Here is a 12391-nt window from a genome sequence, read left to right as displayed (position 1 = left end):
ACCGGATAGGTTGGTGGCTCATTCTGCTTGTGACCTCGCGGTCCGCTAATGCGGGATCGAGCTGTCGCCTATCGGCCCGCCTCAAAGTGCCCCGACAAAAGTGGTGGAAAATACCGGGTTTGCTGCCGCGCAGCCGGGGGGCAGTACTTCCGCCCGGCTTATTCACTTGTTTGCTCCCCTGAGCCTGTCCATGCAAGACGTTCAAAACTCCAAGATCTCTGTCGAGAAAATCGGCGGCACTTCCATGACCGCCTTTGGCGATGTGCTGCGCCACATCGCGCTGCACGACCCCAAGCGCATTAATGGCCGGATCTATGTCGTGTCCGCCTATTCGGGCGTGACGAACCAGCTGCTGGAGCACAAGAAGACGGGCGAGCGCGGCATCTATGCCCTGTTTGCCGAAGGCAAGGGTTACCAAGATGCGTTGACCCAACTGGCGGTCAGCCTCAAAAAGCTGAACGCCGGCTACGCTGACCTGGGATTGCCGCTGGATGTGGCCGATGCCTTCATCGACCAGCGCATTGGCCAGGCGCGTGAATATCTGAACGCCATGCAGCACGTGCTGGCCAGCGGCTATCTCAGCCGCAAGGATGTGTTGCTCGCGGCGCGCGAAGTGCTGGCTTCGATTGGCGAGTCGCACAGCGCGTTCAACTCGGTCGAAATCCTCAAGGCCAATGGCGTGAATGCCATGCTGATGGACCTGGCCGGTTTTGACGACAACGAAGCCTGGACGATTGACGAGCGCATTGCCAACAGCTTTAAAGGCATCGACCTGAGCGACAAGGTGGTGGTGGCCACCGGCTACACCAAGGGCACCGAAGGCATCATGCGCGAGTTTGACCGGGGCTACTCCGAAGTCACTTTCAGCAAGATCGCCGTGGAAGTGCGCCCCGCAGAGGCCGTGATCCACAAGGAATTCCACCTGTCGTCCGCTGACCCCAATCTCGTGGGCCTGGAAAACGCCATCGTGGTGGGCGCCACCAACTACGACGTGGCCGACCAGCTGGCTGATGTGGGCATGGAAGCCATCCACCCCAAGGCCGCCAAGCCCATGGAGCTGGCAGGCATTCCCATCCGCCTGAAGAACACGTTTGAGCCCGACCACCCTGGCACGCTGATCACCAAGGATTTTGTGGGTGAGCGCGCGCGTGTGGAGATCGTCACGGGCACCGACAAGGTCACGCTGATCGAGATCCACGACCCCAGCATGGTGGGCACGGTGGGCTTTGATGCGGGCCTGATGAACGTGTTCTGCAAGCACGACGTGAGCTACATCCTCAAGGCCACCAACGCCAACTCCATCGCCCATCTGGTGTGGGACAACCAGGTCACGCCCGAGCTGGTGGCCGAGCTGCAGGAGGGCTACCAGGTCGTGACGATCAAGCCCAGCGCCATCGTGTGCACCATTGGCTCTAACATCGGCATCCCCGGCGTGCTGGCCAAGGCCGCACAGGCGCTGGCCGATGCGCGGGTCAACGTGAACTGCGTGTCCCAGACCCTGCGGCAGGTGAACATGCAGTTCGTGATCGAGCGCGAAGACTACAAGACGGCCATCAAGGCACTGAACATGGCCTTGTGCGTGAACTCAGGTACTCCGGTTCCACGCGTTTGAAGGAATAGCTGCAGGCTTGCCTGCCGCTATGCCGTTCTATGAGGAGCCCGCCATGTGCGGGCTTTTTCTCGCCTGGATGTCTCCGTCAGCCTGCGCCGAGCAGCCTTTCGAACAGATCCGTCCCACCCATCTGTCCGCCCTTGAGCATCAGCTCCAGCCCGTCGCGCGACGGGTTTGCACTGTGCGCGCGGCTCAGCGTGACCCCTGGGCAGACCGTGGTTTGGTACGACAGACCCCACAGCTGAAGCGCCTGCACGGCGTGGCTGGAGGTGTCGCCCCCCGCAATGCCAATGCGCCCCAGGGGCGTGCCGTTGTCGGCCTGCGCCTGCACCACACCAGCGACCAGGGCAGCGCTGGCGGGTGCGACGGCTGCCAATGCGCCACCGGCAGGGGCATGGGCGCCATCCGCAGGCCCGGTGTAGGCCAGGACGTGGCGGCCTTGTTGCAGCCCGGCGCATATCGCGCGCTGGGTGGCCTGGGCGTACGCTGCGTCGGCGTCCAGGCGCTGCGCGTCCACAGGGATGCGTTGGTAAGACGTTGCAGCCTGGACCTGGGCCGCTGTGATGGGTGACAGGCTGCCGGCCCAGGCGAACACGGGGCCGGGTGACAGCGCCAAGGTGGGGGCGGGTCGGCTGGCTTGGGTTCCCCAGCTCGCGATCAGCGCTTGTGCCACAGAGCTGGGTCCCACGGCGAGCATGCGGGCATGTTGTGCCTGTTGCCAAAGCAGGCGCCCCACGCTGGCCAACTGGTCTGCACTGGTCAGGTCCAGCAACGTGGGCACGAACGGCAAATCGGGCAGATCGGCCGGGCCATTGTCCAGAAGCGTGCCCAGGGCGGTGCGCAAGGTTGCCGCGTTTTCGCCGGTATCCGATTCGTACAACGGGTAGTGCAGTGCGGTGATGCCCTGCAACCCTTGTTGCGCCAGGTGCGCCCGCAAGTCAGCCTCAGCCATGGGGGTCACCGGGTGGCGGTGCATCGTCGGGTGCCGGTCAATGCGGTAGACGGCTCCACCCGTCCCGGCCGCCGCAAACAGATTGCTGAACGCGCAGTATCGGCCCAGGCTGGGCTGGCCTCCGATGATGGGCACCCAGCGGTTATCCACGCTGGGGTGAAGCGTCTGGATGGCACAGGCAATGTTGCCAACATGCGGTGCGCTGTCGAAGGTGGAACACACCTTGTAGTGCAGCACGGTGGGCGCAACCTGCCTGAAAAATTGGCCCACACCGGTCAGCTCGGCGCGCATGGCGTTGGGGGTCATGGCGCGCGCTGCGCCGGCAATGCCGATGGCGTCCAGCGGCCCGGCGGCCGCCAACGTTTCCGCGTTGGGCACGCCCATGAACAGCATCGAGCGCAGGCCGGCCTGGGCCAGCACGGCCAGGGTGTCGGTGGCGCCGGTGAAATCGTCGCCGTACCAGCCGTACAGGGGGGCACTCGTCGTCATCGTTTATTTCTTGCCGAAGAATTCGATCGCACGGCGCAGCTCGGAGGCCTGGGTGGCGCGCTGGGCCAGGGTCTCGCCCTTTTGCACCGCGTCCCAGGCCTGCTGCAGGCTGGCCACGCCCGCAGCGGGGCCGTCCGGGTGCGCCAGTATGCCGCCGCCGGACATGAACAGCAGGTCGTTGGACTGGATGCTGTCCCAGGTGGCGGGCACGGTGCCGGCCCACTGGCCGTTCGAGAAGGCTGGCAGCACGCGGTCGTCCAGGCCTTCACACAACGGCGCCAGCGTGTCGTGGGCCGACTCGATCACCTCCTCGTCGGTCTGCGAGAACTTGCCCTGCAGGCCGTGTACGTGCATGTGGTCCACGCCGGCCAGGCGCCACAGCGTCTGCCAGGCGTTGAACGAAAAGCCCAGCAGCGGGTGGCGCGACAGTGCGCCGTAGCCGTTGCGGTGGCCGTGCAGCGCCAGCGGGCTGTGGCGGCGCAGGGTTTGCACGGCGGAATAGCCGCACCAGTTCAGGCTGACCATCACACAGCTGCCACCCTCGGCGGCGATCAGGTCGGCGTGGCGGCGCATGGCGTCGGTCTCGTCGGTGATGTTGAAGGCCACCATCACCAGCTTGCCGGTTTTGTCCTGGTGGGCGCGCACACGGCGCATCACGGCTTTGACGCGGTCGGCCAGCGGTGCGTGAACCGGGTTGGCGCAAACCTCGTCGTCCTTGATGAAGTCCACCCCCGCAGCGCACAGGCGGCCCGCCAGGTCGCCCGTCTCTTCGGCCGACAAGCCCACGTTGGGTTTGATGATGGTGCCGATCAGCGGGCGGCCCTGCACTCCGGTCAGCGCACGGGTGCCGGCGATGCCGTGGCGGGGCATGTCGAACTGGGCGCGGTAGGCGCCGGGCAGCTTCATCGACTCCAGGCGCAGGCCGGTGACCTCGCCCAGGTCATACAGATTGCCCGACACCGTGGCGGCCAGCGTGGGCAGGTTGGGGCCGATGTTGTCGCACGGAAAGCTCACGCGCAGCCGGGCACGCTGCCAGGTTTGCGGCGTGTCGAACATGCCGCGCCGTTGCATCCAGCCGTTGGGCAGCGAAGGGATAGGCGCCACGTCCAGCAGCTCCACCGATTCGACCGTGGCGCGGGCGCGTTCGCGCAGCGCGTCGGTCTCGCCCTCCACCCGGGTGAAGGTGCCACACGATTGTTCGCCCGCCAGCACTTCGGCCACGTGGGCCGGGTCCATGGGGGTCTCGATCAGGTAGGTGGCTTCGAAGCGGTCTGGCGACATGGGTGGCTTTTGCTATGTTATTGATAGCTGCAGATGCATATTGAATAGGCGCCTGAAGGCTATTTGGCTTGAAATCAGATCTTGGAGAGGTCTGGGAAGGGCCGCACCGGGTCTGTCGTGCCGTCCCAGGTTTCGGACTCCGCGCGGATCAGGTCGAACATGCGCCCCTTGGGGCCCGCCACTTCCGACAGCTCGATCACCGTGCCGGGGTGGTACTCGGTGTCGAAGTAGACAAAGCGGCCCTTTTCGCCCACCTCGCCGCTCATCACCGTCTTGAAGCCCTGGGCCGTCAGGCGCGCCAGGTCGGCGTCGTAGTCGCTCGTCCAGTACGCCACATGCTGCAGCCCGGTGCGCCCGGCCTGCAGAAAGTCGCGGTACATCGACGGCACGTCGTTGCGTGTCTGGATCAGTTCGACCTGCACATAGCCCGAGTTGGCCAGGGCCACCGAGTTGTGCGGCTCGTACGACTCGCCCTTGTAAACGTAGTTCTTGATCGGAACCTTGGGGTTGTAGAACCAGGGGCCCACGCCCAGGGTCTTGCTCCAGTAGTCCATGGCGGCTTCGATGTCGTGGACCACATAGCCAAGTTGGCGGATGGCGCCGAAATGACGGCTCATAAAAATTTCCTTTGGTGGTGATGCGTCAGGGCAGGGCGCAGCCGGGCGGGGCCCATCAGGCGCCGCCCAGGTTGCAGGCTTGGCTTGCTTTTTGGCTTACTTGGCGCCGTCGATGATTTCTTTGGGGATAGGCACGCCTGCGTACTTCACATGGATGTCGTTGAGCTTGCCGTTGGCCAGGTTGGTCTTGATCCAGCCGTTGACGGCGGCCATCAGCTCGGGCTGGCCTTTGCGCATGGCCACGCCCAGCTGGTACGACTGCAGGATGAACTTGGTCTCGAAGTCGCGCGCCGGGTTCTTCTTGGCGATGGCAGCAATGATCGGCGGCGTGATGGCGACGATGTCGGCCTGGCCGGTGGCGGCCGCGGTGATGGAGGCTGATTCGTCATCAAACCGCACCACCTTGGCCTGCGGTGCGCGCTCGGTGACGATCTTGTCTTGCGGGCCACCACGGGTCACAGCCACGGTTTTGCCCGCCAGGTCTTCAATGCTGGTGAGCTTCAAACTCTTGGGCGCGCCCACTGCCGCCTGGATGGCGCCGTACGGAATGGAGAAGTCCACCGCCTTCTGGCGCTCGGGCGTGATCGACAGCGATGAGATGATCAGGTCCACCTTGTTGGACAGCAGGTTGGGGATGCGTGCGGAGTTCGTCGTGTTCACGATCTCCAGCGTCAGGCCCAGGTCCTTGGCCAGCAGCTCAGCCGCCTCCACGTCCGAGCCCACGGGCTTCATCTTGTCGTCCACAAACCCATAGAACGGTGCGCCAAAGTCAATGCCCACGCGCAGCTTGCCGGCGGACTTGATGTCGGCCAGCTCGGCCATGGCGGGCATGCACAGGGCGGCGGCGCCCACGGCCAGCAAGGTGCGGCGGAAGATGAGGGATACGGTCATGGTGGTTGTCTCCTGGTGGTTTTTGAGTACGGAATCGAAAGGGGCAGGGCTGAAGCTGAAACTCAAAGCCCGTGAGAAAGAAAGTCGCGCAGTTCGGCGGTCTGTGGGTTCTTGAGCATGTCGCCCGGGCCCGTCTCCCACACCTTGCCCTCGTGCATATAGATGATGGTGTCGGCCACCCGGGCGGCGAACTCCATCTCGTGCGTGACCAGCACCATGGTCATGCCGCCCTGGGCCAGGGCTTCGATCACGCGAAGCACCTCGCCGGTGAGCTGCGGGTCCAGGGCCGAGGTCACCTCGTCGAACAGCATCACCTGCGGCTCCATCGCCAGCGACCGGGCAATGGCCACGCGCTGCTGCTGCCCGCCGGACAGCTGCTCGGGGTACGCCTGCGCCTTGTCCGCCAGGCCCACCTGCTGCAGCGTGCGGGCGGCAATCTCGCGCGCCTTGGCTGCTGGCAGGTTCTTCACGGCCTTGGGGGCCAGGGTGATGTTCTGCTCCACCGTCAGGTGCGGAAACAGGTTGTAGCTCTGGAAAACGATGCCCACGTCCTGGCGCAGCTGGCGCAGGTCGATGGCCGGGTCGTGCACCGCGTGGCCGCAGACGTTGATGGTGCCGCTGTCGATGATCTCCAGCCGGTCGATGCAGCGCAGCGCCGTGCTCTTGCCGGAGCCGCTCTTGCCGATGATGGCCACCACCTGGCCCCGTGGAATGGCAAACGACACGCCCTTGAGCACCTGGTTGCTGCCAAAGCTTTTGTGTACGTCCTTTAGTTCAACGACGGGCTGCGCAGGCGAGGCCGCTGGCTGGGAGTGTTGCGCGGCAGCGTCTCGGGCGAGGTTCATGGTGTCTTCTCGTTTCATGCGGTGGTCACAGAGGGGGTGGCTGTGCCACGGTTGTTTCCAAACTGCTGGCGCTGCTCCAGCTTGCGGCTCCAAACGGACAGCGGGTAGCACATCGCAAAGTAGACGATGGCGATCAGCAGGTACACGGTGAAGGGCTGAAAGATCGAGTTGTTGATGAGCTGGCCGGCGCGCACCAGTTCGATGAACCCCACGATGGACGCCAGCGAAGTGTTCTTCACGATCTGCACCATGAAGCCCACCGTGGGCGGCGTGGCAATGCGCACTGCCTGCGGCAGCACCACCAGCCGCATGCGCTGGGTGCGCGACAGGGCCAGGCACTCGGCCGCCTCCCACTGCGTGCGCGGCACCGACTCAATGCAGCCGCGCCAGATCTCGCCCAGGTAGGCGCTGACGTAAACAATCATCGCAATGCTGGCGGCCACGATGGCGGGCAGCTCCAAGCCCGCAATGGACAGGCCGAAGTAGCACAGGAACAGCACCACCAGCAGCGGCGTGCCCTGGATGATCTGAATCCACGCAACCGTCGCCCAGCGCACCGCCTTGATCGGGCTGACGCGGCACAGCGCAATCACGCCCCCGGCCAGGCCACCGCCCACAAACGCAATCAGCGACAGGCCGATGGTCCACAGTGCGCCAAACAGCAGGTACTGCAGGTGATACGAATTCAATCCACCGTCAATCATTTGGCGTTCCCCAATTTGCGTTGGCGCGTGAACACGATCTGCCCAAACACCCACAACCCCAGCCGCATCAACAGCGACAGCGCCAGATACGCCACCGCCACCAGGATGTAAGCCTCGAACGGGCGGAAGGTCTCAGACTGCACCCGCGCCGCCACGGCCGTGAGTTCTTCGACCGAAATCTGAGAGGTGATGGACGACGCCAGCATCAGCAGCACGAACTGGCTGGTGAGCGCGGGGTACACCTTCTCCATCGCCGGGCGCAGCACCACATGCCAGTACACCTGCCGACGCGTCAGGCCCAGGCATTCGGCCGCCTCGATCTGGCCCTTGTGGATCGAATCCATGCCCGCCCGCATGATTTCGCAGGTGTAGGCCGCCACGTTGATCACCAGGGTCAGCAGCGCCGCAGCAAACGCCGACACCTTGAAGCCCAGGCTGGCCAGGCCAAAGAACACCAGAAACACCTGCACCAGCAGCGGCGTGTTGCGCAGCACTTCCACATACGCGCCGCAGGCCCGCACCAGCCAGAGCTGGTCGCTGCGCCGGCCAATGGCCAGCAGCGTGCCGCCCACAAAACCGATCACGGTGGCCGGGAATGACAGCAGGATGGTCATCCACGCCCCTTCCAGAAACTGGGGCCAGTTGGCCAGCACGCTGGCAAAGTCGAACTCGTACGTCATGGGTAGGGCAGCCGTGCGCGTCAATCAGCGAGTGCTGGCGCGGCGGCCAAAAGCTGGCGGCTTGCCCTGTGGGCGCAGGCGAGCGTGAGCGGAAATACCAGGCATGTCTTTGTCTCCTGCGTGATCGGTCTGGCAAGGGTGCCAGCCGTCACAACCTAGGGTTTTTACTGATGGTTTCTGATGCCTTTCAGCACCGAACGCCCAGTGATACTATCCGCAGAATCCATCAAATACCAGCAAGCTGGATGATGGTTTTTGATTGAATCGCACATGGCCCAAACCCCGCCCAACCCCAGCAGTCCCCGTAGCCCGCGCATCCACGACATCGCCCAGCTGTCCGGCGTCTCCACCGCCACGGTCGACCGGGTGCTGAACCAGCGGTCGGGCGTGCGCAACGCCACCGCGCAGCGGGTGCTGCAGGCCGCTGCCACCCTGGGCTACCTGCCGCAGGCCGAGCTGCACGCAGCGCTGCAACCCCAGCCCCTGCGCCTGATGGTGCTGATCCCCGAGGGCAGCAACCGCTTTCTGCAAATGCTGGGCGACGTGATCGGCTATGCGCAAGACCACTGGGCGCCGTTCAACGTGCGCTGCCAGGCGGCGTATATCGAAAGCTTCAACCCCGACGCCTTGGCCAAAGCGCTGCTGCACTACGGCAAGCGCTGCGACGGCATCGCCTTCATGGCGCTGGAGCACCCCGTGGTGCGCGAGGCCGTGGCCCAGCTGGCAGAGCAGGGCGTGCCCACCGTCACGCTGATCTCGGATTTATCCAACTCGCGCCGCGTGGCATACGTGGGCCTGGACAACCGGGCCGCGGGCCGCACCGCCGCGTACCTGATTGCCCGCTTCATGGGCCCGCTGGCGCACAGCCGCAAGGCGCATGTGGCGATGATTGTTGGATCACTGCGCTACCGCGCCCACGAAGAGCGCGAGGCGGGTTTTTTGCACCTGTTCGAAGAACAGTTCCCCCTGGTGCAGGTCGTGGGCGTGCGCGAAGGCCAGGACGACGCCGAACGCAACTACCGCCAGGCCCGCGCGCTGCTGGAGCAGCACGACGATTTAGCAGGCATCTACAACATCGGCGGCGGGGCCGAAGGCATCGGCCGTGCGTTGAAGGAGGCTGGGGCAGACCGCAAGATCGTGTTCATCGGCCACGGGCTCACGCCGGATACGCGGGCGCTGCTGATCGACGGAACGATGGATGCGGTGATCACCCAGAACCCGCAGGGCGCGGTGATGAACTGCGTGCGGATTTTTGCCAACCTGCGGGACGGGCGGGAGCCGACGAGTGGGGTGGAGGCCACACGCAGCCAAGTCATCTTTCGGGAAAACCTGCCCTAAGCCCGTAACGCAGAGCCAGTCCTGCTCGGGATGAGCCTATGCCGCCGGCTTGGCAGCCTTCGGCAAGTGCGCAGGCGCGCTGCGGCGCCCGATCAGCATCACACCCGCGAGTACCAGCGCCGCGCCGCCTATCTGCCACAAAGTCAACGGCTCGCCCAGCAGCCACACCCCAAAAAAGATCGTGAGCACCGGGCCCAGCGTGCCCACGAGCGCGGTTTTGGATGCGCCGATGCGTCGGATGGCGGCTGACGTCATGAACACGGGCAGCACCGTGGAGAAGATGGCCATGCCCAAGGCGTGCAGGTAGACGAGGGCGGGTTGCACCAAGGAGGCCACGGGTTGCGACACCATGAAATGCAGCAGTGTGGCGCCCGTGGAGACCAGCATGGCCAGGGCGGTGAAGCGTGCAGCGCCCAGCCTGCGTATGGCGGGCTCGCTGCCTGCCTGGTAGAACGCATAGGACACCGCCGAGCCCAACACAAAGCCCGCACCGATGAGCACGGCGCGCGTGTCGCCCGCAATGTGCAGGTCGTGCGCGAAGGCCAGGCCAATGCCCGCGTAGGACAGTAGCAGCGCCCCCAGCTCCCGGCGGGAGGCACGTTTGCCCATAAAGAGCACGCCGATCAGGATGGTGAGTGTGGGGTAGGTGAACAGGATCAGCCGCTCCAGGCTGGCGGTGATGTACTGCAGGCCGATGAAGTCGAGGATGCTCGCGCCGTAGTAGCCCAGCAGGCCCAGCGCAATCACGAGCAGCCAGTCGCGCCGGGTGAGCGGGGCCAGGTCGCGGCTGGCGCGCCAGCCGACCCAGGCAAACACCGGCACGGAAAACGCCATGCGCAGGCACAGCAGGGTGACGGAGTCCACGGGCGTAGCCTGGGGCACCGCGTAGGCCAGTTTCACGAAGATGGCTTTGAACGAGAAGCCCAGCGCTGCCAGGATGGCAAGGAGGAGGCCAAGGCGTTCGGCGGACCAGTGTTTCCAGGGCATGGGGGGATGGTGGGTGGGGTGGGGTAGAAACTGCCAGACCATGCGAAGACAACGAACGCAGTGCACATGGGGCAGTGGCAATATGAAAGGATGCGGCGATAGTGCCTTGTAGGCATGGCAGGCACAATTGGCATTGCCGCAACCATGCGTTCGTCAAAAACGAACGTGAGAGGGGCCTCCATTGACCTATGACCTGATCGATCTGCGCCTTTTTGTCGCCATTGCCGAAGAGCGCAACCTCACGCGCGGCGCTGCACGCGCCTACCTTGCGCCGTCGTCGGCCAGCCACCGGCTGCGCCGGCTGGAGGAGGCGCTGAACACCTCCCTGTTTGAGCGCCAGACCCGGGGCGTGGCGCTGACCCGGGCGGGCGAGGCCCTGCTGCGCAATGCGCGCCAGGTGCTGGCCAGCGTCGAGCAGATGCATGCCAACCTCTCGCCCTTTGCCAGTGGCATCCGGGGCCATGTGAGCCTGTGGGCCAATACCCATGCCACGCACACTTTTCTGCCCGACGACCTGGCGGGTTTCCTGAGGCAGCACCCGCAGGTCAGCGTGAGCCTGGAGGAGCGCACCAGCGCAGAGATCGTGGTCGCGGTGGCCAGCGGCGAGATCGAGGTGGGTGTGCTGGCCGACAGTGGCACGGGCGCGGGTGTGGAGTTGTCACCCTACCGGCAGGACCGCCTGGTGCTCATCGTGCCCGCAGGCCATGCGTTGGCAGGGCGTGGCCGCGTGGGTTTTGTCGAGGTGCTGGACAAGGCCTTTGTGATGCTGCACGCGGGCTCGGCCATCCACACCTTCACGACCAACGCCGCTGCCGCGCTGGGGCGGCATCTGGACGTGCGCATTCAGGTGCGCAGCTTTGAAGCCGTGTGCCGCATGGTGGGGGCGGGCGTGGGCATTGGCCTGGTGCCCCGGGGAGCGGCCCTGCAGGTGGCGGGCCTGAGCGAGCCGCCGGTGCTGGTCGAGCTGGACGAGCCCTGGGCGCAGCGCGACCTGCAGATCTGCGTGCGCAAGGGGGCGGTGCTGACGGGCTTTGCTGCGGCGCTGGTCGCGCACCTGCGCCAGGGCGCTGGCGCCGCCACTGCCTAGTTGCCTGATCAGGCTGCTGCGATCTGCATCTTGGCGCCACCGGCCTGCAGCTTTTTGCGCAGTGCCTGCTGTGTGGCGGCAGGCACCACCAGCGCGGCCAGTTCGTGCAAGGGGGCCACGCTGAACGGCGATGCCGTGCCCAGCTTGTCGATCGAGGCCAGCACCACCGTTTCTGCCGCCCGCTGGTGCAGGGCGCGTTTGACGGCGGCTTCTTCAAAATCTCCCGTGGTCAGACCGGCCTCGGCATGCACGCTGGTCACGCCCATCAGGTACAGGTCGGCCCGCAACTGGGCAGCGGCCTCGACCACGCTGGCACCCACGTTCACCATGGAGTGGCGGAACAACCTGCCTCCCAGCATCAGCACCTCCACCTGCGTGTGCCCAGCCAGCGCCACCGCTACGGTGGGGCTGTGCGTGACCACAGTGGCGCGCAAGTCCAGCGGCAGGTGCTGCACCACCTGCAGTGAGGTGGTACCCCCATCCAGGATCACCACCTGGCCGGGCAACACCAGCGCGGCCCCGGCGCGGCCCAGGGCGCGTTTGTCTTCGGGGGCCAGTTGCTCACGCACCTGCAAGCTGCCCACTGCGGCCGAGGCGGGCAGGGCGCCGCCGTGCACGCGCTGCAAGCGGCCCTCCGCAGCCAGTTCGCGCAGGTCGCGCCGCACGGTGTCTTCCGAGATGCCCAGCTCCTCGCTGAAGGCCTTGGCCACGATCTGGCCGTCCCGACGTAGGCGGTCGAGTAGAAGCTGTTTGCGTTGGGTGGTCAGCATGAAGGGTTACATGAATTGATTGCACGAACTTGCATGTTTGTGCATGATATTGCGTAAATCAATCTTGTCAAAACCATGCACTCATTAACCGACCACACTGCCTTCGCGCTGGCGCTTGCCGTGCGTCGCTACCCAAGC

12 protein-coding genes are annotated in these 12391 nt (G+C 65.2%); 3 read left to right on the top strand and 9 right to left on the bottom strand.

Annotated features, from left to right (window positions below):
- The first annotated feature begins 190 nt into the window (after nt 1-190).
- Nucleotides 191-1612 carry an aspartate kinase gene (locus IB236_RS15795; protein WP_192421425.1) on the top strand — a complete coding sequence of 474 codons (1422 nt, stop codon included), beginning with the start codon at nt 191-193 and terminating at the stop codon, nt 1610-1612.
- A gap of 85 nt (nt 1613-1697) precedes the next feature.
- On the opposite strand, the gene IB236_RS15790 is transcribed toward IB236_RS15795, so the two are convergent.
- From IB236_RS15790 to IB236_RS15760, 7 genes are all read right to left on the bottom strand, one after another.
- On the bottom strand, nt 1698-3053 hold the full coding sequence (locus IB236_RS15790; protein ID WP_192421424.1) for a four-carbon acid sugar kinase family protein: 1356 nt from the start codon (nt 3051-3053) through the stop codon (nt 1698-1700).
- A gap of 3 nt (nt 3054-3056) precedes the next feature.
- Nucleotides 3057-4334 (bottom strand): ribulose-bisphosphate carboxylase large subunit family protein, encoded by a 1278-nt coding sequence (locus IB236_RS15785; RefSeq protein WP_192421423.1) that lies wholly within the window; start codon nt 4332-4334, stop codon nt 3057-3059.
- Between the two features lie 74 nt (nt 4335-4408).
- Entirely contained in the window at nt 4409-4951 is a 543-nt protein-coding gene (locus IB236_RS15780; RefSeq protein WP_057271685.1) for a VOC family protein, read from the bottom strand.
- A gap of 96 nt (nt 4952-5047) precedes the next feature.
- A complete protein-coding gene (locus tag IB236_RS15775; RefSeq protein WP_192421422.1) occupies nt 5048-5842 on the bottom strand; it encodes a transporter substrate-binding domain-containing protein in 795 nt (264 codons plus the stop codon).
- A gap of 62 nt (nt 5843-5904) precedes the next feature.
- Entirely contained in the window at nt 5905-6687 is a 783-nt protein-coding gene (locus tag IB236_RS15770) for an amino acid ABC transporter ATP-binding protein (RefSeq protein WP_192421421.1), read from the bottom strand.
- 14 nt (nt 6688-6701) lie between these two features.
- Nucleotides 6702-7391, bottom strand: a complete 690-nt coding sequence (locus tag IB236_RS15765; RefSeq protein WP_116749925.1) for an amino acid ABC transporter permease — start codon at nt 7389-7391, stop codon at nt 6702-6704.
- Nucleotides 7388-8071 carry an amino acid ABC transporter permease gene (locus IB236_RS15760; protein WP_192421420.1) on the bottom strand — a complete coding sequence of 228 codons (684 nt, stop codon included), beginning with the start codon at nt 8069-8071 and terminating at the stop codon, nt 7388-7390. Before IB236_RS15760 ends, IB236_RS15765 begins: the two co-directional genes overlap by 4 nt.
- A gap of 270 nt (nt 8072-8341) precedes the next feature.
- Here IB236_RS15760 and IB236_RS15755 point away from each other — a divergent pair, with 270 nt between their 5' ends.
- Nucleotides 8342-9409, top strand: a complete 1068-nt coding sequence (locus IB236_RS15755; RefSeq protein ID WP_192421419.1) for a LacI family DNA-binding transcriptional regulator — start codon at nt 8342-8344, stop codon at nt 9407-9409.
- 36 nt (nt 9410-9445) lie between these two features.
- On the opposite strand, the gene IB236_RS15750 is transcribed toward IB236_RS15755, so the two are convergent.
- Nucleotides 9446-10396, bottom strand: a complete 951-nt coding sequence (locus tag IB236_RS15750) for a DMT family transporter (protein WP_192421418.1) — start codon at nt 10394-10396, stop codon at nt 9446-9448.
- A gap of 181 nt (nt 10397-10577) precedes the next feature.
- Between IB236_RS15750 and IB236_RS15745 the strand changes: the two genes are divergently transcribed.
- On the top strand, nt 10578-11483 hold the full coding sequence (locus IB236_RS15745) for a LysR family transcriptional regulator (RefSeq protein WP_192421417.1): 906 nt from the start codon (nt 10578-10580) through the stop codon (nt 11481-11483).
- Between the two features lie 8 nt (nt 11484-11491).
- On the opposite strand, the gene IB236_RS15740 is transcribed toward IB236_RS15745, so the two are convergent.
- Nucleotides 11492-12253 (bottom strand): DeoR/GlpR family DNA-binding transcription regulator, encoded by a 762-nt coding sequence (locus IB236_RS15740; RefSeq protein ID WP_192421416.1) that lies wholly within the window; start codon nt 12251-12253, stop codon nt 11492-11494.
- Nucleotides 12254-12391 lie beyond the last annotated feature (138 nt).

Source organism: Acidovorax sp. ACV02, from assembly GCF_014851475.1.
Taxonomy (GTDB): Bacteria; Pseudomonadota; Gammaproteobacteria; order Burkholderiales; family Burkholderiaceae_C; genus Acidovorax; species Acidovorax delafieldii.
The sequence above is the reverse complement of the archived record's forward strand: the minus strand, read 5'-3'. Positions and strand labels throughout refer to the sequence as shown.